Below are 22,777 nucleotides of genomic sequence, written 5' to 3'. Positions count from 1 at the left end.
ATCGGTCAGGGCCGGTTCCACCGCAACTGTTCGCAGGCCAGCGCCACCGCCGTGCCCGAGGTGGGGATTCTGGTCAGGCCGGCGTTCAGCTCGGTGTCGCCGCGGGCGTCGAGGTCGGCCGCGAAGGTCTGGTTGATGTCGTACACGCAGGCGGCGTAGGTGAAGCTCGCCTCCTGGCCGTTGTCGCTGCCCACGTGGACCTTGCCGGACCATCGGCTGCCGCTCACCAGGCCCTTCGAGCCCGGGTAGTGCCGCCCGTCCGGCGCCTGGACGAACAGCATCAGCTGGTGACCGGCGGCCAGCGCACCGCTGAACGCGCCACCGAGCGCCATGATCTTCTCAGAGGTCTCGCACGACGACGGTGTGCAGCTCATCGACGCGGACACCGCCGCCTTCTTGACCGGGGCTTTCGTCGAGGGCCGGGACGTCGGACGGGAGGTGACCTCCCGTGCGGCCGGCTGTTCCTGCGGCGCCCCGGGTACGACCACGGGGTCGACGATCGCGGTGGCGGTGGGCTTCACCTTCTTGCCCGGGTTGGCGGCGGCCGACCGGCTCGCCGACGGGCCGGACAGGGACGGTCCCGGCGCGGCCGCTTCGGCCGACGCGGGTTCGGTCTTCAGCCGGTCGGCGAGCCCGATGCCGGCGAGCGTGCCGCAGACGATGACCGCGCAGGCCGCGGCTATCACCCGGGCGGCCGATCCGCGGTACTTCGCCTGCCCGGGGCCGAACAGGGCGATCAGGGCGAGGACGACGATCACGATGTTGACGACGAAGAGCAGGTCGCTGCGGGCCAGGGTGGCGACCTGGGCGACGTTGGCGAACACACCCAGCAGCTGCGGGATCGCCGTCGCCCCCGCGGCCGTGGCGACCACCCCGGCGATGGCGGTGCTGGCCGGCGCGGCTCCCCCGCGACCGGCCCGCTGACCGTCCGGCGCGGCGGGGTCCTCGACGTCGACTGCCCTTCTCACGATGCGCACGCCCTCTCAGCGGTGACGGTCGTACCGGTAAGGCCACCGGGGGTGCCAGGGCCATCACCTGATACGTCCGCACCGGCGATCCGGTCGAAGATCACCTGGCTGAGCAGCGAATCTCCCTATCGGACATCCGACAGAAGGGCGTCGCGCAGCTTCGCGGCGGTCATCCGGGGGTGGTAGTCCGGGCCCACACCGTCGACGATGATCACGTCGCCGGGGATGTTGTCCGTGCGCAGCCCCAGGATGCTCCGGTACGCCGCCGACGCGTACCAGGCCCGGATCGCCGCCAGGTCGGGGAACTCGATGATGACCACGGTGCCCGGCCAGCTGCCCTCCATGACCTCGACCTCTGCCCCGTGCACGAGGAAGCGGCCGCCGTACGGATCCATGGTCTCCTGGATGACTTCCAGGTAACGCAGCACGTCCTCGTTGACGGTGGCCGGGCGCAGATGAGCTATCGCGTAAGCGGTCATGCCGCCAGCCTGGCCCAGCGACCGACGCCAGGCGATTACGTCACAGGTAACGAGCCACGTCCACCGTGTACGCCGGCACCGTCCAGGCCACCCCTGACTCCGACGGCAGCTTCAGCGTCTCCGCGGCCTCCCGCAACACAGCGTTGATGCCTGTGATCACCTGCACCCGTTCCGGTCCGGAGCCCACCGGCTCCACGAACGTGTCGTCGATCAACGCCGGCGGGGCCGCCCCCGGCCCGGTCAACGCCTGCACCACCGCGGTGAAGGCCGCCGTCCGTTCCAGCGGTGCGACCAGCGCGACCCCGGCCCGGTCCCGCCGGTGCGCCACCAGGTTCTCCAGCAGGTCGATGCGGCCGGCCGGCGCCGTGATGCCCGGCAGGTCCAGGCGGTCGGTCGGATACTCCAGGGTGGAGCGGCCGGCCGATCCCGTCACGATCACCTCGCCGGCGATGAAGTCCTCCCCCGCCAGCGTCACCGCCGCCATCATGCGCAGCCCACCGCTGAAGGTGATCCGGGCGAACGCCGTGTCGTCCACCTCTATGTCGCGGGTGCGGTACCGCTCGGCCTCCAGCAGCACCGGCTTCCCCGCGCCCGCCGCGGCCGCCACCGCGAGGCTCTGCATGACCGCGTGGGCCAGCGGGTTGACCAGTGCCCCGTCCAGCACCGGGCGGCCGTCGACCACCCGGCGGCCGGACCAGGGCGCACGGGCGTAGTAGGCGTCGTCGCGCCGCCATGACGCGACCGTGGCCACGCTCTCGATCGCGCCGAGCCGGCCCGCGTGCACCGCGTCGAACAGGGTCTGCGCGGCCAGCGAGCCGAGCGCCTGGAAGCCGACCTGGCACGACCGGCCCGAGGACAGCACCGCCGCCTGCAGGGTCGCGTGCGCCTCGACCGTCGGCACCGGCGGCTTCTCCAGCAGCAGGTCGCAGCCCGCCGCCAGGGCGTCCAGGGCGATCGGCAGGTGGGTGTGCGGCGGCGTGCAGATCACCACGACGTCGGGGGTCGCGGCCGCGAGCAGCTCGCGGTGGTCGGTGAAGACTGCCACGCCGGGTGGGACCGGCGGGTCCGGGTCTATCGCCTGTACGTCGGCCAGCGCCACCAACCGCACCGACCCCGTCCGCTCCAGCTCGGCGATCCGCCGCCGGTGCGACCGCCCGTGCCCGTTCGCACCGATCAACGCCACTGTCGCCGTCATGCCGTTCCCTCCGAAACCTCGGCCCGGCGCCCGGCCGTCGCCGTCACGCCGCACCCGCCAGGGTCGCCTCGACGCCGTGCTTGTCCAGTGCGGCCAGCCATCCGACCACCAGCTCCCGGACCGTCTCGTCGGTGGCCAGCTCGGCCGGGAACACCGTGTCCAGCCCGAACAGCGCCTCGGCCACGCCCGCCGGGGTGGACTGCGCGGCGGCCAGCCGTTCGCGGATCCGGTCGGCCAGCGGGTCGTCGAGCGGCAGCGCCTGCCCGTCGTCCGCGGTCCCCTGCACGTAACGCATCCACGCCGCGACGACCAGGGCCGCCCAGCGGGGTGATGCTCCGGCCGCGCGCCGGTCGATGATCGTGTCCAGCACGCGCTGCGGCAGCTTCTGCGTGCCGTCCATCGCCACCTGCCGGGTGCGGTGCGCGATGGCCGGGTCGGCGAACCGGTCCAGCACCGAGTCACCGTAACCGACGACCGAGACGCCGGGGGGCGGCTCGAGGCTGCCGGCCACGTCCTCCGCGACGAAGCGGGTCATCGCCGCGCGCATCCCGGGGATCTCCAGGGCAGCGGCGATGGTCTCGCGCCCGGCCAGCGCCCCGAGGTACGCGACAGCCGAGTGCACCCCGTTGAGCGTACGCAGCTTCAGCCGCTCCCACGGTCCGGCATCATCGGTCAGCACCGCACCGGCGACCTCCCAGGCGGGCCGGCCACCGGGGAAACGGTCCTCGATTACCCACTGCCGGTACGGCTCCCCGTGCACCGCCGCCAGGTCCCGCGCACCGAGCGCGGCCGCCGCCAGCTCCAGCGTCACCGGCGTGCTCGCGGGCACGATCCGGTCCACCATGGACCCGGGGAACGTCACGCTCGCGCCCAGCCACTCACCGAAGCCGGTCGCGTCCCCCGCCACGAGCTCCCGGGCCTGTTCCACCAGGCTGCGCACCCGGCGCCCGTTCGAGGGCAGGTTGTCGCAGCTGAGCACCGCGATCGGACCGGCGTCGGCGCGGCAGCGGGCGAGCAGGCCGCGCAACAGCAGTCCGGGGATCGTCACCGGCGCCCGGTCGGTGCCCAGGTCGGCCCGCAGCTCCGCGTCGGCGGTGAGCCGGCCGGTCGACGGGTCGAGCCGGTAGCCCTTCTCGGTGATGGTCAGCGTCACCACCCGTACCGCTGGATCGGCCAGCAGGGCGACCACCGCGCCGGGATCCGCCGCCGCATGCCGGACCCCCGCCAGAGAGCCGACCACCCGGGTGCCGGCGCCCGCGCCGGACATCGTGGTCACGCTGAACAGCCGGTCCTGGGCCCAGAGGTCGGCGACGATCTGCGCGGAGCGTGGCGCCACGCCGATGATGCCCCAGTCACCGCCGGCCGCGGCGATGGCCTCCTCGGTGTAGACCGCCTGGTGCGCCCGGTGGAAAGCGCCGAGCCCGAGGTGCACGATCCCGGCCGGGACGTCACCGGGGCGCACCAGCGGGCGACTCTGCTCCGGCAGCCGGGCCAGGCCGGCCAGCCCGAGCAGCGGCGTGGTGGTCACCGCCATGCCGGTCCGCCGGGGAAGGAGAACTCCGCGATCGAGGCGGGACGCATGGTGGCGCTGTAACCGGGCTGGTCCGGCAGCAGGTAGCGGCCCTCGCGGGTGCGTACCGGATCCTCGAAGTGCTCGTGCAGGTGGTCCACGTACTCGATCATGCGGCCCTCCAGGGCCGTGCCGACCCGCAGGTAGTCGAAGATCGCCACGTGCTGGACCAGCTCGCACAGCCCGACCCCGCCCGCGTGCGGGCAGACCGGTACGCCGAACTTGGCCGCCATCAGCAGTTCGGCCAGCACCTCGTTGACGCCGGCCACCCGGCACGCGTCGACCTGCATGACGCCGATCGCCTGGGCCTGCAGCAGCTGCTTGAAGATCACCCGGTTGGCGGCGACCTCACCGGTGGCCACCCGGCAGGCGCCGCCGGTGAGCTCGTCGACCGCGCGCCGGATCCGGGCGTGGCCGAGCACGTCGTCGGCGTGCGTCGGCTCCTCGATCCAGTACGGGCCGAACGCGGCGAGCCGGGTCATCGCGGCGATCGCCTCGTCCACGTCCCACACCTGGTTGGCGTCCATCATCAGCAGCGCGTCCGGGCCGATCTCCGCGCGGATGATGGCCGCGCGCCGCACGTCGTCGTCGAGGTCACCGCCGACCTTCATCTTCATGGCCCGCCAGCCCTCGTCGTACGCCGCCCGGGCCAGCGCTCGCACCTTGTCGTCCGGGTAGCCCAGCCAGCCCACCGAGGTCGTGTACGACGGGAAGCCGTCGCGGGCCACGTCGGCGAGGCGCTCGGCCATGCCCACCCGGCCCTTGTCCAGGATCGCCGCCGCCTCGGCCGGGGTCAGCGCGTCGCTGATGTGGTGGAAGTCGACGCAGGCGACGAGTTCCTCGGTGGACATCTCGGCCAGCAGCTGCCACAGCGGCGCCCCGGCGGACTTGGCCCGCAGGTCCCACACCGCGTTGACCAGCGCCCCGGTGGCCAGCTGGATGACGCCCTTCTCGGGGCCGAGCCAGCGCAGCTGCGGGTCCGCGGTCAGGCTCCGGACGAACGCGGCCGGCCCGGCGGCCAGGTCGCTCAGCGTCCGCCCGACCACGTGGTGGCTCAGCGCCCGGACCGCCGCGCAGGTCAGCTCGTTGCCGCGGCCGTTGGTGAAGGTGAAGCCGGCGCCCACGTGCGGCCCGTCGGTGCGCAGCTCCACGTACGTGGCCGAGTAGTCGCCGCGGTTGATGGCGTCCGAGCCGTCGCCGGTCCTGGACGTCGGGAACCGGACGTCGTGCACCTCGACCTCGACGATCCTGGTCACAGCCGGAACACCTTCTTCGGCAGGTGGTACGCCAGGTCGGCGATGGTCTCGGCGGCCTCGTCGAGGGGCAGCCGCTCCTCGGCGACCAGCCGGGCCAGGTACGCCGCGTCGGCCCGCCGGGCGATCTCGTGCCGGACCGGGATCGAGCAGAAGGCCCGGGTGTCGTCGGTGAAGCCCGCGGTGTTGTAGAAGCCGGCGGTCTCGGTGACCGCGTCCCGGAACCGGCGCAGCCCGTCCGGCGAGTCGAGGAACCACCAGGGCGCGCCGAGGTAGAGCGCGGCGTACCCACCGGCGAGCGGGGCCAGCTCCCGGGTGAAGGTGTCCTCGTCCAGGGTGAAGAGCACCACCCGCAGCCGCGGGTCGTTGCCGTGCGCGTCGAGCAGCGGTGTCAGGGCGTGCACGAAATCCGTGGCCTGCGGGATGTCGCCGCCCACGTCGCGGCCGTGCCCGGTGTGCAGGCTCTTGTTGTGGTTGCGGACCGCACCGGGGTGCAGCTGCATGACCAGCCCGTCCTCGATCGACATCCGGGCGAACTCGACCAGCATGTGCGCGCGGAACTCCTCGGCGTCGGCCGCCGAGGCGCGCCCGCGCAGGCCGCGTTCGTACAGGCGGGCGGCTTCGGCGGCGGGAAGTTGCACCGTACGGGCGGTCGGGTGCCCGTGGTCGGAGGAGGTCGCGCCGGCGGCCTTGAACGCCTGCCGCCGGGACCACAGCGCGGCCAGGTAGCCGCGGTAGGTCGTGGTGTCCTCGCCGGTCAGCTCGCCCAGCCGGCCGATCCGTTCGGCCCAGCCCTCGAACTCCATGTCCACCACGTCGTCGGGGCGGAACGTGGTGATCACCCGGCCGCCGGGACCGCCCCAGCCGTCGGCTTCGAGCTTGGCGTGCCGGGTCAGCTCGTCCAGCGGCGACTCGGTGGTGGCCAGCACCTCGATGCCGAACTTCTCGAAGAGCGCCCGGGGCCGGAAGGCGGGCTCGGCGAGCTTGGCGGCGATCTCGTCGTAGATCGCGTCGCCGGTCGCCGGGCCGAACCGGGTGGTCACCCCGAAGACCGAGGCGAACGTGCGTTCCAGCCAGAGCCGCGACGGCGTGCCGCGGAACAGGTGCCAGTTCTCCGCGAGCAGCCGCCAGATCGCGCGGGGGTCGGTCTCGACCGGGTCACCGGTACGGCTGGGCACGCCGAGCCGCGCGAGCGGGATGCCCTGGCTGAGCAGCATCCGGGTGATGTAGTGGTCCGGGACGATGATCAGCCGGGCCGGGTCGGGGAACGGTTCGTCCTCGGCGAGCAGGCCGGGATCGACGTGGCCGTGCGGCGAGATCAGCGGCAGGTCGGCCACGAGCGCGTAGAGCTCACGGGCGATGTCTCGCTGGCGGGGTTCGGCCGCGAACAGCAGGTCTGACATGGACACCTCGTCGGGAAGGGACGGCTCAGGGCAGGTCGGGTGACGCAGGTCGGGTCAGGGCGGGTCGGGTCAGGGCAGGTCGAGCAGGTCGGCCACGCGGACCGGCGCCCCGGTCTCGATCGAGCGGTTGGCGGCGAGACCGGTGAGCAGGGCGAGCGCGCCGTCGCGGGCGGTGGCGGAACGCTCGAGCGGGTCCTTGGCCGCGCCGAAGAGCACGTCGGTCATCCGCGAGTCGGCGCCGCCGTGCCCGGACCGGGAGTACCCCGCCGGCAACGGCAACTCACGCGGCGGCGCCCAGAACGGCCGCAGCGTCAGCGTGGCCCGGCCCTGTTCCTCGGCCTCGGTCACGCCGTGGATCGCGGCCCCCTTGACCTCGCCCGCGCCCGCCGCGCTGACGTGGTTACTCTCGACCACCTCCAGCTCCAGGCGGCCCCGGCTGCCGTTGACCATCAGCCGGTAGCCCTCCCAGGGCGCGTACGCGGTCAGGTGGTACGTCATCGTGGCGCCGGTGTCGTAGCGCACCAGCACCGCCATGTCGTCCTCGATCGTCACGCCGGGCGCGAAGACGTTCTGGTCGCGCCGGTAGCCGTCGTCGGCCTCGGCGTCGAGGTACAGCTCGCGCAACCGCGGGTTGTCCCGCAGGCGCAGGGCGAACGGGTCGCCCTCGGCGGCGGGGGCGTCGTGGGCGCGCTCGTAGTCGCGGGCGTAGCCGTGGCGTTGCCCGGCCTCGCCGTAGAAGAAGAGCCGGCCGTCGGCGTACACCTGGGCCGGCTCGGCGCCGAGCCACCAGTTGACCAGGTCGAAGTGGTGGCCGGACTTGTGCACCAGCAGGCCGCCGGAGTTGGCCTTGTCGCGGTGCCAGCGCCGGAAGTAGTCGGCGCCGTGCCGCACGTCGAGCAGCCATTCGAAGTGCACGGATCCGATCTCGCCGATCTCACCGGCGGCCAGGACCTCGCGGACGGCCTCGTGCAGCGGGTTGAAGCGGTAGTTGAACGCCACCTGGACCCGCTTGCCGGTGCGCTCGACCGCGTCCAGGATGCGCCGGCAGCCCTCGGCGTCGACCGTCATCGGCTTCTCGGTGATGACGTCGCAACCCGCCTCCAGCGCGGCCACCACGTAGTCGGCGTGGGTCCGGTCGACGCTGGTGACCAGCACCTCGTCGACCCGTTCGGCGGCCAGCATGGTGGTGAACTCCGCCGCCGGGTACGTGGGCACCGCCGGCCCGCCCAGCCCGGTCAGCCAGCGGTTGTGCGCCGCCATCCGGCTCGGGTTGACGTCGGCCAGGGCGACCAGTTCGGCCGTGCCGGCGTGGTCGACGGCCAGGGCCCGCAGGAACATCTCGGCCCGGGCCCCGGTACCGACGAGTGCGTAGCGCCGTCGTGCGTCCACCGCGTCTCCTCACTGCAAACGTTTGCAGCAGAACTAAACACGTCGATCGCTCGCCGTCAAGAATTCAGGGCGGCTTCGTCCGCTTTTATGCTAATCACCAATCGTGAACTGGACCTGCAATGCGGACAGCCGTCATGAACCTGCAACAAAAGGCCGTTGACACAGCTACAACCGTTTGCATTAATTGGCCCCCAGAGTGACCCCGACCACAGGGCACCCCCATCGAAGGAAGGGCCGGCGTGCCAGCCACGATTCGCGACGTCGCACGGGAGTCCGGAGTCCACATCTCCACGGTCTCCCGCACGTTCTCGGCGCCGCACCTGGTCAACCCGGACACCCGTACCCGCGTGCTGGCCTGTGCCGAGCAGCTCGGCTACCGGCCCAACCGCGCCGCCCGGGCCCTGATCACCGGGCGCACGTACAACGTCGGCCTGATCGTGGCCGACATCGCCAACCCGTTCTTCCCGCCGCTGATCAAGGCGGCCGAGAGCCAGGCCCGGCAGCGCGACTACCACATCTTCGTCGCGGACTCCAACGAGGACGCCGCGGTCGAGGAGGACCTGGTCCGCGCCCTGGCCAAGCAGGTCGACGGCATCCTGCTGTGCAGCCCGCGGATGAGCAACAGCCTGATCGAGCTGCTCAGCCGCGAGGTGCCGCTGGTCGTGATCAACCGGCAGATCACCGGCCTGCCCACCGTCGTGATGGACGTGGCCCAGGGCGCCGGGCTCGCCGTCGACCACCTGGCCGGCCTGGGCCACCGCCGGATCGGCCTGATCGCCGGGCCGCGGGGCTCCTGGACCAGCAAGGAGATCCGGCGCTCGGCGGCGCTGGCCGCCCGCGCCGGCGGTGCCGAGCTGACCGTCATCGGCCCCAACCCACCCACCGAGCACGGCGGCGCCGCCGTCGCCGAGCAGGTCCTGCGCAGCGGGGTCAGCGCCGTGCTCGCCTACAACGACCTCATGGCCATCGGCCTCATCGAGGGCCTGCACGCCCTGGGCGCGCGGGTCCCGGCGGACATCAGCGTCGTCGGCATCGACGACATCGCGCTGAGCCGCCTCATCCATCCCAAGCTGACCACGGTGGCCACACCTGCCGCCGCCGCGGGAAGAGCGGCCGTCGACATGCTCCTCGCGCACGGAGACGACCGTCGTACCACTGCCCATGCGAGCCTTCAGACCGAACTGGTCATCCGCGACTCGACGGGACCGGGCCCGGATCCGCACAGCCATGCGGATCCGGGCAACGCGGCTGCCGCCGCCCCCGAAGCTGTCGCCTCCTACGCCAAGGAGTGAGCACCATGTACCCGGACAAAGCCCCGCCGACGGACGTGCGAACCACGCGCCGCCACGGTACCGCGACCCGACGGCGGCTTCTCGCCGCGGCCCTGGTCATACCCCTGGCTCTCGGTGCCGCCGCCTGTGGCGGCGACGAGGAGTCCAGCGACCCCAACAAGCCCGTCGAGCTGTCCTTCTTCTGGTGGGGCGCGGAGAACCGCGCCACGCTGACCGAGAAGGCGCTCAACCTCTACACCCAGAAACACCCGAACGTGACGTTCAAGAAGACCTGGCAGGCCAACCAGGGCTACTTCGACAAGCTGGCCACGCTCACCGCCGGCGGCAACGCCCCCGACGTGTTCCAGATCGACGACAACTTCATCGCCGAGTACGCCGGCCGCAACGTCACCCTCGATCTGACGCCGTACGCGGGCGACGGGCGCCTCGACCTGTCGAAGTTCCCGCCCGGCCTCAAGGAGTACGGCATCGTCGACGGCAAGCTCGCCGGCGTGGCCTTCGGCGAGAACACCCAGGGCCTGGTCTTCAACAAGACCCTGCTGGACAAGTTCAAGCTGCCCTCCCCCACCACGGGGATGAGCTGGGAGGACCACATCGCCTGGGCGGAGAACGTCTCCAAGGTCGCCAAGGTGCCCGGCACCCAGGACGCCAGCGCCGTCTACCAGGCGTTCTGGGTCTGGCTCCGGCAGCAGGGCAAGGACCTGTACAAGGGCAAGGAGCTCGGCTTCACCGAGCAGGACGTCACCGCCTGGTTCGATCTCTGGAAGGGGGCCCGGGACCGCGGCGCCACCCCCACCCCGGACGTCATCCACGAGGGCAACGCCACCGACATCAGCAAGCAGCTGGTGGTCACCGGCAAGGCCGCGACCTCGTGGGTCTGGGCCAACCAGATGCCCGAGCTGAAGAAGAACACCAAGGACGAGCTCGGCGTGGTGGCGTACCCGGGCGACCAGAAGGCCCAGTGGGCGCGCGCGTCGATGTACTTCTCGGTGTTCCGTGGCAGCCCGCACAAGGAGCAGGCCGTGGACGTGCTCAACTTCCTGGCCAACGACCCGGAGGCCGGCAAGATCCTGGGCACCGACCGGGGGCTGCCGTCCAACCTCGAGGTGCGCCAGGTGGTGGCCGACAGCGTCACCGACCCGAGCATGAAGCAGACCATCGCCGTGCAGACCGAGCTGGGCAAGACCTTCAGCTCGGCGCCGTCCGTACCGCTCAAGGGGCACAGCAAGGTGCGCAGTGAGCTGATCCGGATCGCCGAGGAGGTCCAGTACGGCCGCCAGACCCCGGCCCAGGGTGGCACCGCGTTCATCGCCGCTGCCAAGGCCGCGATCGGTCAGGGCTGACGATCGTCGTGACTACGGTGCGAACGGCTCAGAGCCGGATCGACCCCGCCGGCCCGGACCCTGCTGGTCAGCAGGGTCCGGGCCACCGGCGCGGGAAGCGGCACTCCGAGAACCTGCCCGGGTACCTGTTCCTGTCCCCGTGGCTGATCGGGCTGCTCGCGATCACGGCTGTCCCGATGCTGCTCTCGCTCTACCTCAGCTTCACCGACTACGACGTGCTCACGCCGCTGTCGGAGGCGAACTGGGTGGGCTGGGACAACTACCGGCAGATGTTCACGTCGGACCCGACCTACTGGCACGCGGTCCAGGTCACCCTGACGTTCGCGCTGGTCGCCGTACCGCTCAAGCTGGCGGCGGCGCTCGGCGTGGCACTGCTGCTGAACCGGGCCATGCGCGGCATCGGCGTGTTCCGCGGCCTGTTCTACCTGCCGTCGCTGCTGGGCGGCAGCGTGGCGCTGGCCATCGTGTGGGTCAGCATGTTCAACCGTGACGGCGCCTTCAACTCGTTCCTCAGCCTGTTCGGCATCGAGGGCGCCCCCTGGGTCAACGACCCGCGGTGGGCCCTGGAGACCCTGATGCTGCTGGCCATCTGGCAGTTCGGCGCCCCCATGGTGATCTTCCTGGCCGGGCTCAAGCAGGTGCCGACGGAGCTGTACGAGGCCGCCTCGGTCGACGGCGCCGGGCGGTGGCGGCAGTTCCGCAACGTCACCCTGCCGATGCTGTCCCCGGTGATCTTCTTCAACCTGGTGCTGGAGACGATCAACGGCTTCCAGGGCTTCACGTCCGCCTTCGTGCTCAGCAACGGCACCGGCGGGCCGGTCGACTCCACCCTGATGTACACGCTGAACCTCTACATCAAGGGCTTCGTCGAGCTGGACATGGGTTACGCCTCGGCGATGGCCTGGGTGTTCCTGCTCGCGATCGGCCTGATCACGGTGGTGCTGTTCCGCACCGGCCGGTTCTGGGTCCACTACTCCGACGCCGAGGAGCACTGATGCGCGGCCGGCTGCGCCTGCTCGTCCTGATCCTGATCCTGCTGGTCGTGCTCTACCCGCTGATCTGGATGGTGGGGACGTCCTTCAAGTCACCCGAGGAGATCGCCAGCAACATCGGGCTGCTGCCGGAGAGCTTCACGCCGGGCAACTTCAGCTCCGGCTGGCAGAAGTTCGACGTCAACTTCGGCCGGTTCTTCCTCAACAGCGCGATGGTCTCCGGGCTGACCGTGCTGGGCAACACGGTGTCGTGCCTGCTGGCCGCGTACGCCTTCGGCCGGCTCCGGTTCCGGATGCGCAAGTTCTGGTTCTCGATCATGATCGCGACCCTGCTGCTGCCCGGGCACGTCCTGATCATCCCGCAGTACATCCTGTTCCGGAACCTCGGCTGGGTCGGCGGCGAGTGGCCGTACCTACCGCTGCTGGTGCCGCAGTTCCTGGCCACCGAGGCGTTCTTCGTGTTCCTGATGGTCCAGTTCATGCGGGGCATCCCGCGCGAGCTGGACGAGGCCGCGAAGATCGACGGCGCGTCGCCGTACTCGATCTTCAAGCACGTCATCCTGCCGCTGAGCCGGCCGGCCCTGGTGACCACGGCGATCTTCTCGTTCATCTGGACCTGGAACGACTTCTTCCGGCAGCTCGTGTTCCTGTCGGAGCTGCAGGACTACACGGCACCGGTGGCGCTGACGCTGTTCATCGACTCGACGAGCGAGAGCTCGGTGGGGCCGATGTTCGCGATGTCGCTGCTGTCGCTGATCCCGGTGTTCCTGTTCTTCGTGGCGTTCCAGCGCATGCTCGTCGAGGGCATCAACACCAGCGGGCTCAAGGGATGAGACGCGACTGGCGCGAGACCGTCCGGATCGCCACCGACCTGGCCCTGCTGGGCTTCCTGGTCATCCTCGCGGCGCTGCCGCTGGTCACGGCGGGCGCCGCGCTGGCGGCCGGCAGCGCTGCGGTGCACCACCACCTGGAGCACGACCGCTGGCCGACCGCCCGCGCGAGCTGGGCGACGTTCCGGCGCGCGCTGGCGCCCGGTCTGGTCGCCGGCCTGGCCACCGCGACGGCCGCGCTGCTGGTGGTCATCGACGTGCTGGCCGTACGCAACGGCACCGTCCCGGGCGGCGCACCGCTGGTGGCGCTCACGGTGGCTCTCGCCGCGGCGGGTGCCGGCTACGGCGCGCTGGTGATCGTGGCGGTGGGCGCCGACCCGGAGCACAGCTGGCGGGCGGCCCTGGCCACGCTGCCCGGTCACGGCCGGGCGGCCGCGGCGGCGGGCGGGGTCGTCGTGCTGGCCGCGGTGCTCGCCGTGCTGGTGCACCCGGCGCTGGTGCCGGTGCTGACGGGGTACGCGCTCTTCGCGGTGCACGTCGTGACCCGGCGGATGTCGCCCGCGGAGCCACTCAGCGCAGTGTGAGACAGGCCGGCTCGGGGGCGTACGCGTCCCCGGGCCGCCCTGACAGCGGTGGCCGGCTGGTCCGGCGCGGCGACCGCGGTCAGCTCGCTTCCGTCGGGGCCGATGATCGCCGAGGGCATCAGCCCGGCGCTCTGCGCGGGCACCGACAGGCTGAGCCAGTAGTTGTTGATCGCGGGTCGAGCAGAACCGCTTGTCATAGCGGGTGACGACGCGGCCCTGGTCGGAGATCACATAGCGGCTGTTGTGCGGGCGGTGGGGCGGGGTCAGCGGGTGCGCCGAGCCCAGCACGACCCACATCCCGAGTTCGGCGGCCAGCTCAGCCACCGAGCCGAGCTCGTCACGGACGGCGTCCCAGTCGACGTCGTCCCAGTCCGCGATCTGCTCCTCGGCGTACCCGGACAGGAGCCCTTCGGGACAGTGGAGCAGCCGGACGTCGGCCGCAGCAGCCTGACGCATCAGGCCGCGGACGATGCGGCCGTTCTCGCGGGCGTCGGCTGTCCCGGCGGGCTGGGGGGGGGGGGGTGGCAGGCTTCAGCGTCACCGCGGCATCGGGCCACGGTGCGCCTTCCTGGAGGGACGCGCTAGAAGCGTTCCCCGGTGATGTAGCCGGCGAGAGAGGAGCGCTCGGTCTCCAGTTCGCCGATCCGTTCCTTGACCACGTCGCCGATGCTCACGATGCCGCGCAGGGTGCCGTCGACGACCACCGGCACGTGCCGGAACCGCCGCTCGGTCATCAAGCGCTCCACGTCCTCGATCGGGGCGTCGGGCTCGACCGTGTGCACCTCGGCGGTGTGGATGGCGGTGACCGGCTCGGCCAGCACCGCGGCACCGCGTACGGCCAGGGCCCGCACGATGTCGCGCTCACTGACGATGCCGTCGACCCTGGATCCGTCGGCGGACACCACGATGGCGCCGATCCGGTGCTCGGCCAGCACCTTCAGCAGAGCGTCGACGCGCGTCTCCGGAGACACCGTCACGACTTGCCCGCCCTTGACACGAAGAACGTCACTGATCCGCATGTTCCCTCCCCAGGCCTGGTCCCCTCCACCCTAGGGGTAGCGGGGGCCACTTCCGGGTGATCCGGCCTGTCCGATTCACGGCGCCGGAACGGCCCGGTCGCGGGCCAGCACCTGGCGCAGCGCCGCCGCGAGCACCTCGGCCGGATCGCCGGGCAGGCCGGGGCTGCGGAACGCCACGTAGTTGTCCGGGCGCAGCAGCACGCAGCCGGTGTCGCCGACCTCGCGCAGGCGGGCCCAGTCGCCGTACAGGTCCTCGTAGTCGGCCCCCGGGCCGATCGTCGCCGCGGTCAGCGGGACCCCCAGCGTGGTGGCGAGCGTCGCCGCCGCCGCGGCCCACGGCTCGCCGCCGATCCCGGTCAGCAGCGTGAACCGGCCGTGGCCGCCCACGTCGAGGGTGGAGATCCGCTCGGTGCCGTGGCCCAGCCAGGCGTGCGGCACCTTGGCACCGGGCCAGGTCGTCGGGTGGTGGAACAGTTCCTCGTCGCGGGGGTTGGCCGGCGCCTGCGTACCGTCGCCGACGACCGCCGCCGAGCGGTAGCGCTGGTCCAGCTCGACGCCGTGGGTGTTGAACTCGTAGTCCTTGAAGGCGATCGCCTCGCGCAGCAGCCGGCGCTGTTTCTCCGAGGCGTCGCCGGGGAGCTTGCGGGCGTCCATGTTCACCCGCATCTGGTCCGGGTCCTCGGTCGAGAGCAGGCCCAGCGCCTGGAAGATGCGGCCGGTCTCGCCGATGCTGCGGTTGGCCCGTTCCACGATCTGCGCGCCGACCGGCGCCCGCTCCGCGCTGTACGACTCCAGCAACCCCGGCCCGGCCGCCCCGGACAGCACCAGCTTCAGCTTCCAGGCCAGGTTGTACGCGTCCTGGATCGAGGTGTTGGAGCCCAGCCCGTTCGACGGCGGGTGCCGGTGCACCGCGTCGCCGGCGCAGAACACCCGGCCCTGCTGGTAGCGCTCGGCGTACAGGTGGTTGACCGTCCAGGCCGACGACGACTTGATGGTGACCGGCACGGTGTCGTCGCCGATGAGCTGGTGGGCGATCTGCCGGGCGTAGGAGTCGGTGAGGTCCGGCGGCTCGCCGTCGATGTCGTAGCCCCAGACGATCAGCCACTCGTGCCACGGCCGGACGCAGCGCACCAGGCCCATGCCGATGCCGCCGACGTCGGCGCCGGTCTGCAGCACCCAGTAGAGGGTGCTGGGCCGGTGCGCGACGTAGCGGGTCAGGTCGGCCTCGAAGACGATGTTGATGCTGCCGGCGACGCCCATCCGGCCGACCATCGGCAGGCCGATGTCCTCGGCGACCTTGCTGCGCCCGCCGTCGGCGCCGATCAGGTACTTCGCGCGGATCTGGTACTCGTCGCCGCGCAGCCGGTCGCGCACGGTCGCGGTGACGCTGTCGTCGTCCTGGGTCAGCGACAGGTACTCGGTGTCGTAGCGCAGGTGGGTGCCGCGGGCGGTGGCGGCACCGGCCAGCACCGGTTCCATCAGGTGCTGCGGCATGTCGCACATCGCCGTGGGTGAGGCCAGGTCATGGTCGGCCTGCCGGGACGGATGGGTGTACCAGGTGTGCAGCCGGCCCAGCTCCTCGCCGTTGAGCGCGGACACGAACGGCGTCTGGCCCATCAGGTGCTGCGGCGTGGCCAGGGCGACCACCTGCTCCTCGAGGCCGGCGTCGCGCAGCACCTCCATCGTGCGCTGGTTGGTGATGTGCGCGCGGGGCGTGTCGGCCAGCCGGCTGTACTTGGTGACCATGATGTTCGGCACGCCGTACGTGCTGAGCAGCATCGCCGCCGCACTGCCGGCCGGCCCGCTGCCGACGATGAGCACGTCGGTCTCGACCACGTCTGTCACAGCTTCTCCTCGGCGATCCGGAAGGTGTACGACACCTGGTGCCACTGCTCGACCGCACGGCCGTCCGGCGGGGTGCCGGAGCCGGGCGCGAAGTCGACGATCAGGTCCTCCTTGACCCCGAACACGGTGTCGGAGTCCAGGTAGGCACCGCCGGCCACGAACAGCTGGGTGACCAGGCGGCGGTAGCCCGGCGCGCTGATCATGAAGTGCAGGTGCGGCGCGCGGTACTGGTGACGGCCGGTCGCCGCCAGCATCTGCCCGACCGGGCCGTCGTCCGGGATCGGGTACTCCGACGGCAGGATCGACCAGAAGCGCACCCGGCCGTCGTCGTCGCTGGTGAACCGGGCCCGCAGCACCGGTCCGGCCTGCTCGGGGAGCTGCACGTCGTAGAAGCCGTCGTCGTTGGACTGCCACACGTCGACCACCGCACCGGCCACCGGCTCACCCGCGACGTCGGCGATCAGCACGTCGGCCCACAGCGGCGTACCGGGCAGGCCACCGGCGATGTCCGCGCCGAGCGGCTCCGGCGGCGGCCCGGGCACATAGAACGGCCCGAGCACCGCCGACGGGGTGGTCTGCGGGGTGCGCGAGTTGCTCAGCAGGTCGACCATGCTGGACACGCCGAGGGTGTCGGAGAGCAGCACGAACTCCTGACGGGTGGGTGAGCACAGCCGGCCGGTGCGGGTGAGGAAGTCGACGGCGTACTCCCACTCCTGCTGGGTGAGGTCGTTGCGGTTGGTGTAGTCGTGCAGGACCCGGACCAGGTCGGTGACCAGGGTGCGGACCCGCGGATCGGGCGCCGCGGCGAAACTGGCCAGGACCTGGCCGGTCAGGGCGCTGAAGTCCGGCACGGCGGCGGGTCCGGGCGGGCGGGTGCCCTCGTACGCGGCCCCGAGCAGTGCACGGACCCCGTCGGCGTCCACCCGTCGCGCCGCCTCGTCCAGGTCACCGGCGGCCATGCCCAGCTCCCGCAGTGAGGCCGGGCCGCCCCACGAGGTGATCAGGTCGTACAGGCCGGAGGGGGCGTCGCGGACGTTGAGCGCCTCGGCGACCACCCGCATCGCCTCCGGGGCGGCCGCCGACTGGTGGGCCATGACCTGCGGCAACATGACCGTGTGGGTGGGCGCGTGCGGCAGCCCGTACGAGCCGCCCAGCAGGTGGCAGAGCTTGTGGTGCAGCCCCATCCGTACGGTGCCCAGGCAGATGCCGGCCAGCCAGGCCCCGGTGAGGGCGTCCGAACGGGCCTCGAGATCACCGGGATCGGCGACGATGCCGGGCAGCGCGCGGGCCAGCAGGGTGATCGCCCGTTGCGCCAGCGCGCCGGTCGCCGGGTTCGCGTCCGGCGAGTAGAGGGCCTCCACCGCGTGCGCCATCGCGTTGACCCCGCTGGTGACCGAGAGCGGCACCGGCAGGCCGAGAGTCAGCCGCACGTCGTACAGAACAGTCTCGGGAAGGATCTCCGGCGCGGAGCGGGTCGTCTTGCCGGTCTCGTCCGTCTCGCCGAGCACCGGGGTGACCTCGGAACCGGCGTACGTGCTCGGCACGGCGATCTGCGGCAGCCCGGTGCGCACCGACAGCGCCTTGCCCAGCCCGGTGGCCGAGCCGCCGCCGACCGAGACCAGGCAGTCCGCGTCGAGGCCCCGGACCAGCTCCAGCGCCTCCCGGGTGACATCGACCGGGGTGTGCATCGCGGCGCCGGCGAAGTGCCCGGCCAGCAGCGGACCGAGGCTCGCGGCAGCCCGCGCGGCGGCGTCGGCCGTGCCCGCGCCGGAGACCACCAGCACCCGGCTGCGGCCGAGGCGGCGCACCTCCTCCGGCAGCTGGTCCAGCACCCCGGGCCCGAACACGACCCGGGCCGGGCCGGACGTGTACGCGAAGGACGTCATGGTGCGAACCTCCCACGGTTGCGCCGCCGTTTCCTGCACGAAACCATCGCGTCGCTGCACGAAACGACGGCCCACTCAACCGTCTCGCCGTACCGCTGCGGGTGTGGTCTGCAGGTGCCGGCGCATCACCCGGGTGAGATGTTCCTGGTGGGTGAAGCCGCAGCGGTCCGCGACCGCGGCGATCGGCATGGTGCCGGTGCGCAGCAGCCGGCACGCGGTGTCGAGCCGCAGGCGCAGCAGATACTGGTGCGGGGCCTGGCCGACGCGGGCCTTGAACTGCCGGGAGAAGTGGCTGACGCTCAGCCCGGCCGATGCGGCCATGTCGGCCAGCGGCACCGGCTCGCCGAGCCGTTCGGTGAGCAGCTCGCGCACCCGGGCCAGCTGCCGCTCGCTGAGCCCGGCCGGCCGGCGCCGCTCGTCCGGCCCGGCCGGCGGCCGCCGGGTGCCGTGCCGGCGGGCCAGCTGCGCGGCCAGCAGGCCGGCGACCTGATCCACATAGGTACGCGCGGACGGCTCCCACTGCCGCAACACCGAGTCCAGCGCCAGCACCAGCTGCTCCAGCAGCGGATCGGCCACGCCCAGCTCCTCGGCCAGGGTGACCGGTGGCCCGTCCTGCCCCTGCTGCAACGCGTCGTCGTCGAGGTACACGTGCACGGTGTCGAGCGGTCCGCCCAGCTCCACGGTCAGGTCCTTGCCGGCCGGGTGCACGAAGAAGCCACCCGGGGCGACCGTGCGCGCGCTGGTCAGCCCGAGGTGCCCGCGGCGCACGGTCACGGGTCCGTTGAGGTGCAGGATGACGAGGTGGCTGCGGGCGGCGTCGAAGGCGGCCCGGTACGGCTGCTCGCGCTGGGTGGACACGTAGAGCCCGGACCAGCCCAGACCCGCACTGGTCCGGTCGGGTGTGATCCACGGCTGGCGCAGGATCCCGTTGGTGTCGAGCAGCGACAGCTCGTCCATGCCGCATCCTAACCCCGTGCGGCAGGAGTGGCCGGTGCTGTCATCGGGTATGGCGGTGTCATGACAGTGGGCCCGGTCGTCGTCGCCAGTCGCTACCGGCTGGGTGAGACGCTCGGCGTCGGCGGCATGGGCCGGGTCTTCCTGGCCCGCGACGAGGTGCTCGACCGGGACGTCGCGATCAAGGAGATCGTGCCGCCGGACGACATCGACGAGGCCGACCGCGACGCCGTGCAGCAGCGTACGCTGCGCGAGGCCCGGGCGGCGGCCCGGATCAGCCACCCCAACGCGGCCCAGGTGTACGACGTCATCGCGGCGGACGGCGCCACCTGGATCGTGATGGAGTACGTGAAGTCACGCTCGCTGAAAGAGGTCATCGACCAGGAGGGCCCGCTGGAGCCGCGCCGGGTCGCCGAGATCGGCCTGGCCGTGCTGAACGCCCTCGACGCCTCGCACCGGGCCGGCGTCCGGCACCGCGACGTCAAGCCGGCCAACGTGCTGCTGGGCGACGACGGCCGGGTGGTCCTCACCGACTTCGGCATCGCCACGATCGAGGGCGACGGCGTCGTGACCAGCTCGAACATGGTGCTGGGCTCCCCGCAGTACATGTCGCCCGAGCGCGTCCGCGACGGCACCACGCTGCCTGCCTCCGACCTGTGGTCGCTGGGGGCGACGCTGTACACGGCGGTGGAGGGGCATTCGCCGTACGAGCGCGGGTCGGTGTTCGAGACGCTGACCGCGGTCGCCTCCGACGAGCCGGCCCCGGCCGGGCACGCCGGGGTGCTGGCGCCGGTCCTCGAAGGCCTGCTGCGCAAGGACCCGGCCGCGCGTCTCGACCTGGAAGAGGCCCGGGCGCTGCTGGAAGAGGCCGCGAGCGGGGAAACGGCGGCTCCTCCGCGCCCGCGGTGGCCCTGGAGCAGCCGGCGTGACCGGGACCGCGACCGCGACGGGCCGGTCCGGGCGGCCGCAGCCAGGGCTCCGGCTCCCGCTCCCGCTCCCGCTCCCGCTCCGGCAGTGGAACCCGACGCGGGCCCCGCACCCGCCGCGACACGCGACACCGACCCCGCACCCACCACGCCACGCGACACCGACCCCGCACCCACCACGCCACGCGACGCCGACCCCGCACCCACCACGCCACGCGACGCCGACCCCGCACCCACCACGCCACGCGACGCCGACCCCGCACCCACCGCGACACGGAACTCGGAGCCGGCACAGGCACGCGTCGCGGAACGCGGACCCGCGGCGGCACCGGCGCAAACCACACCGGCCCCGGCCGCGGCACCGGCACCGGTCGTGCCCCGGCAACGGGTGCCCGAGGCCGAGACCATCACCGATAACGAGGCCGCGGCCATCACCGGGCCCGAGACCATCACCGAAGTCGAGAACGCGGCCGCGGCCGCGCCCATCACCGAAGCCGAGACCGTCACCAAGTCCGGGCCGATCACCGAAGCCGAGACCGTCACCAAGTCCGGGCCGATCACTGAACCCGAGCCCGTCACCGAGGCCGAGCCGAAGGCCGCTCCCCCGCGCGGCACCGCGCCGGTCCCCGGTCCAAGAACGGCCGACCCCCGGCGGCGACAGTCCCTGCTGGCCGCGGGAGTCGCCGCCGTGGTCCTGGCCGGCGCGGGCACCACCTGGTGGGCCCTGCGCGACGACGGCGACGGGACTCCCCGAACAGCCCCGACCGCCGCGCCGACGGCATCCGCCCAGGCCACCACCGGTCCAGGGACGACCGGCCAGGGCACATCATCGACGGACCCTGCCGGCGTACCGGCCGGATCTGCCCCCGCCCCGAGCGGGACCCCGGCCAGCACCGCGCCCACCGGCCGGGCCGGGAACCCGGTGGCCCGCCCGCCGCTGCCCGACGGCTGGCGTGACTACCGGGACCCCACCGGTTTCCGGGTCTACGTCCCCGAGGGCTGGTCGAAGTCCAAGCGGGGCTCGATCGTCTATTTCCGCGACGGCAAGGGCCACGTGCTGGGCATCGACCAGACCAACAAGCCGCAGCCCGATCCGGAGGCCGACTGGGAGGGCAAGGCCGAGTACCGGGTCGCGGCCGGTGACTTCCCGGGCTACAAGGAGATCAAGATCGTCCCGGTGAAGTACTGGCAGAAGGCCGCCGACTGGGAGTTCACCTTCAACGGCAGCAACCGCCGCCATGTCAACAACCGCGGCTTCATCACCTCGAAGAAGCAGGCGTACGGCATCTGGTGGGAGACCAGCGACGCCCGCTGGAAGGCCGACCGCGACGACCTGCAACTGGTCTTCGACAGCTTCCGCCCGAAGACCTGAACGCCGAACGCCTAAACCCCCGCGGCGTTCAGCCGGCGCAGCTGGTCCTCGCCGAGCTTCACGTCCAGGGCCGGCAGCGCCGCCTCGAACTGCTCCGGCGTCCGCGGCCCGACCAGCGGAACCGTCCGCGGCGAGGGCTGCTGCATCAGCCACGCCAGGACGAGCTGGTTCGGCGTGACGCCCACCTCGGCGGCCATCTCGGCCAGCACGGCGAGCCGCGCGTCGGTGTCCGGCCCGGCGTACGCCTCCATGGCCCAGTGCCCGGCCCGCTTGGCCGGGTCGTCGTAGATCCCCTTGAGGATCGGCGAGTACGCCACCAGCGTCAGGTCCTCGTGCGTGTCGAGGTAGTCCAGCTGCTCGGCCCCGACGATGGACACGCTGTCGTTGCCGGGACGGGGCCGCAGGTACGAGTGCTGCTGTTGCAGCGCCACCGGGGCCGGCCAGCCGTACCGGTCGCACAGCTGCCGGATCCGCTCCAGCCGCCAGGTCCGCACGTTGGACCAGCCCAGGTACCGGATCTTCCCGGCCTGCACCAACCCGGCCAGCGCCTCCAGGGTCTCCTCCAGCGGGGTGGCCCGGTCGTCGACGTGCACGTAGTAGAGGTCGACGTGGTCGGTGCCGAGCCGCCGCAGGCTGCCGTCGAGGGCGTGCCGCAGCGTGTCACCGCCCGCGCCGGCGAAGGTGCGCCGGGCCAGGTCCCAGTTCGCTGTGCCGTCGGCGTCCCACAGCTGCGGCGAATACTCCGGCAGCGCACTGCCCTTGGTCGCGAGGAACACCTGGTCGCGCCGCCCACCTCGGCGCAGCCAGCGGCCGAGCAGCTCCTCGCTCTCCCCGCCCCGGCTGTCCCGCCTCGCCCACCACTCGTAGCAGTCCGCGGTGTCGATGAACGACCCGCCGATCTCGAGGTAGCGGTCCAGGATGTGCACCGAGTCCTGCTCGTTCGTGGCGTTGCCCATCTGCATGGCGCCGAGCGCGATCCGGCTGACCTGCTGCCCGGTGGTGCCCAGTTCGATCGTCTGCATACCGGAGACGCTAGGACCTGGAGCGCGCTCCAGGTCAACACCACGGTGCATAGTGGAGCGGAGAGGTCCGCCATGAACGAGCAGTCGCCCTTCGGGGCCTTCGACGACCGGGCCAAGCGCGTCGTGGTCCGCGCCCGGGAACGGGCCGAGCGGGTCGGCGGGCGCGAGGTGGGTGCGTACCACCTGCTCCTGGCCCTGCTGAGCGTGCGCCGCGGCATCGCGGCCCGGCCCGTGTCGGCCTTGGCCGGCCCGGGGACCGAGCCCCCACGACTGAGCACGCCGTCACCAGCGCGGCCCGCGAGGCGAAGCTGATGGGCGACGACCGGATCGGCACCGAGCACCTGCTGCTCGGCCTGTTCGGCACCACCAGCGACGCCACGCCCGCGCTGGCCGCGCTCGGCGTCGACTACGACTCGCGGCGCACGGGGATCGCCCGCCTGCGCGCCACCGGCTGA

General features: G+C 72.2%; 20 protein-coding genes and 1 pseudogene. 8 read left to right on the top strand and 13 right to left on the bottom strand.

Features of this window, described 5'->3' with window-relative positions:
- Positions 1 to 5: 5 nt before the first annotated feature.
- The 7 genes from ACZ6S4_RS18270 to ACZ6S4_RS18240 form a co-directional block, all read right to left on the bottom strand.
- Entirely contained in the window at positions 6 to 968 is a 963-nt protein-coding gene (locus ACZ6S4_RS18270; RefSeq protein WP_465476063.1) for a hypothetical protein, read from the bottom strand.
- 125 nt (positions 969 to 1,093) lie between these two features.
- Positions 1,094 to 1,447, bottom strand: a complete 354-nt coding sequence (locus ACZ6S4_RS18265) for a DUF1330 domain-containing protein (RefSeq protein ID WP_465476062.1) — start codon at positions 1,445 to 1,447, stop codon at positions 1,094 to 1,096.
- 40 nt (positions 1,448 to 1,487) lie between these two features.
- Positions 1,488 to 2,642 carry a Gfo/Idh/MocA family protein gene (locus ACZ6S4_RS18260; RefSeq protein ID WP_465476061.1) on the bottom strand — a complete coding sequence of 385 codons (1,155 nt, stop codon included), beginning with the start codon at positions 2,640 to 2,642 and terminating at the stop codon, positions 1,488 to 1,490.
- A 43-nt stretch (positions 2,643 to 2,685) separates the two neighbouring features.
- On the bottom strand, positions 2,686 to 4,176 hold the full coding sequence (locus ACZ6S4_RS18255; protein WP_465476060.1) for a mannitol dehydrogenase family protein: 1,491 nt from the start codon (positions 4,174 to 4,176) through the stop codon (positions 2,686 to 2,688).
- Positions 4,167 to 5,468, bottom strand: a complete 1,302-nt coding sequence (locus ACZ6S4_RS18250; RefSeq protein WP_465476059.1) for an enolase C-terminal domain-like protein — start codon at positions 5,466 to 5,468, stop codon at positions 4,167 to 4,169. The genes ACZ6S4_RS18255 and ACZ6S4_RS18250 overlap by 10 nt, the downstream gene beginning before the upstream one ends.
- Positions 5,465 to 6,868 (bottom strand): glucuronate isomerase, encoded by a 1,404-nt coding sequence (gene uxaC / locus ACZ6S4_RS18245; protein WP_465476058.1) that lies wholly within the window; start codon positions 6,866 to 6,868, stop codon positions 5,465 to 5,467. The genes ACZ6S4_RS18250 and uxaC overlap by 4 nt, the downstream gene beginning before the upstream one ends.
- A 69-nt stretch (positions 6,869 to 6,937) precedes the next feature.
- Positions 6,938 to 8,257, bottom strand: coding sequence for a Gfo/Idh/MocA family protein (locus tag ACZ6S4_RS18240; RefSeq protein WP_465476057.1), 1,320 nt, complete (start codon positions 8,255 to 8,257; stop codon positions 6,938 to 6,940).
- Positions 8,258 to 8,496: 239 nt separating this feature from the next.
- Between ACZ6S4_RS18240 and ACZ6S4_RS18235 the strand changes: the two genes are divergently transcribed.
- Genes ACZ6S4_RS18235 through ACZ6S4_RS18215 form a run of 5 tightly spaced genes read left to right on the top strand, consistent with a single transcriptional unit; the run spans position 8,497 to position 13,298 of the window.
- Positions 8,497 to 9,549, top strand: a complete 1,053-nt coding sequence (locus ACZ6S4_RS18235) for a LacI family DNA-binding transcriptional regulator (protein WP_465476056.1) — start codon at positions 8,497 to 8,499, stop codon at positions 9,547 to 9,549.
- Between the two features lie 5 nt (positions 9,550 to 9,554).
- Complete coding sequence (locus tag ACZ6S4_RS18230; RefSeq protein WP_465476055.1) at positions 9,555 to 10,892, top strand: ABC transporter substrate-binding protein; 1,338 nt, start codon at positions 9,555 to 9,557, stop codon at positions 10,890 to 10,892.
- 38 nt (positions 10,893 to 10,930) lie between these two features.
- Entirely contained in the window at positions 10,931 to 11,887 is a 957-nt protein-coding gene (locus ACZ6S4_RS18225; RefSeq protein WP_465476097.1) for a carbohydrate ABC transporter permease, read from the top strand.
- Positions 11,887 to 12,717: a carbohydrate ABC transporter permease gene (locus ACZ6S4_RS18220; RefSeq protein WP_465476054.1), complete on the top strand. Its 831-nt coding sequence runs from the start codon at positions 11,887 to 11,889 to the stop codon at positions 12,715 to 12,717. Before ACZ6S4_RS18225 ends, ACZ6S4_RS18220 begins: the two co-directional genes overlap by 1 nt.
- The gene (locus ACZ6S4_RS18215) at positions 12,714 to 13,298 is read left to right on the top strand and encodes a hypothetical protein (RefSeq protein ID WP_465476053.1); all 585 of its coding nucleotides are present in this window, start codon (positions 12,714 to 12,716) and stop codon (positions 13,296 to 13,298) included. The genes ACZ6S4_RS18220 and ACZ6S4_RS18215 overlap by 4 nt, the downstream gene beginning before the upstream one ends.
- 198 nt (positions 13,299 to 13,496) lie before the next feature.
- On the opposite strand, the pseudogene ACZ6S4_RS18210 reads toward ACZ6S4_RS18215, so the two are convergent.
- From ACZ6S4_RS18210 to ACZ6S4_RS18190, 5 genes and pseudogenes are all read right to left on the bottom strand, one after another.
- Positions 13,497 to 13,826 (bottom strand): annotated as a pseudogene (locus ACZ6S4_RS18210) (nitrilase-related carbon-nitrogen hydrolase); the annotation flags it as partial.
- A gap of 53 nt (positions 13,827 to 13,879) precedes the next feature.
- A complete protein-coding gene (locus ACZ6S4_RS18205) occupies positions 13,880 to 14,275 on the bottom strand; it encodes a CBS domain-containing protein (RefSeq protein WP_465476052.1) in 396 nt (131 codons plus the stop codon).
- Positions 14,276 to 14,392: 117 nt separating this feature from the next.
- Positions 14,393 to 16,162, bottom strand: a complete 1,770-nt coding sequence (locus ACZ6S4_RS18200; RefSeq protein WP_465476051.1) for an FAD-dependent oxidoreductase — start codon at positions 16,160 to 16,162, stop codon at positions 14,393 to 14,395.
- The gene (locus ACZ6S4_RS18195; protein ID WP_465476050.1) at positions 16,159 to 18,048 is read right to left on the bottom strand and encodes a maleylacetate reductase and hydroxyquinol 1,2-dioxygenase domain-containing protein; all 1,890 of its coding nucleotides are present in this window, start codon (positions 18,046 to 18,048) and stop codon (positions 16,159 to 16,161) included. Before ACZ6S4_RS18195 ends, ACZ6S4_RS18200 begins: the two co-directional genes overlap by 4 nt.
- A gap of 75 nt (positions 18,049 to 18,123) precedes the next feature.
- Entirely contained in the window at positions 18,124 to 19,005 is an 882-nt protein-coding gene (locus tag ACZ6S4_RS18190; RefSeq protein WP_465476049.1) for a helix-turn-helix domain-containing protein, read from the bottom strand.
- A 60-nt stretch (positions 19,006 to 19,065) separates the two neighbouring features.
- Here ACZ6S4_RS18190 and ACZ6S4_RS18185 point away from each other — a divergent pair, with 60 nt between their 5' ends.
- Positions 19,066 to 21,300: a serine/threonine-protein kinase gene (locus ACZ6S4_RS18185; RefSeq protein WP_465476048.1), complete on the top strand. Its 2,235-nt coding sequence runs from the start codon at positions 19,066 to 19,068 to the stop codon at positions 21,298 to 21,300.
- An 11-nt stretch (positions 21,301 to 21,311) separates the two neighbouring features.
- Here the strand turns inward: ACZ6S4_RS18185 and ACZ6S4_RS18180 are convergent, their stop codons facing one another.
- Positions 21,312 to 22,322: an aldo/keto reductase gene (locus ACZ6S4_RS18180; RefSeq protein WP_465476047.1), complete on the bottom strand. Its 1,011-nt coding sequence runs from the start codon at positions 22,320 to 22,322 to the stop codon at positions 21,312 to 21,314.
- 72 nt (positions 22,323 to 22,394) lie between these two features.
- Between ACZ6S4_RS18180 and ACZ6S4_RS18175 the strand changes: the two genes are divergently transcribed.
- A complete protein-coding gene (locus tag ACZ6S4_RS18175) occupies positions 22,395 to 22,634 on the top strand; it encodes a Clp protease N-terminal domain-containing protein (RefSeq protein WP_465476046.1) in 240 nt (79 codons plus the stop codon).
- Positions 22,634 to 22,777 carry a hypothetical protein gene (locus ACZ6S4_RS18170; protein ID WP_465476045.1) on the top strand — a complete coding sequence of 48 codons (144 nt, stop codon included), beginning with the start codon at positions 22,634 to 22,636 and terminating at the stop codon, positions 22,775 to 22,777. The genes ACZ6S4_RS18175 and ACZ6S4_RS18170 overlap by 1 nt, the downstream gene beginning before the upstream one ends.

The organism is Actinoplanes sp. NPDC051405 (assembly GCF_055586185.1).
This window is presented reverse-complemented; position numbering and strand designations above follow the sequence as displayed.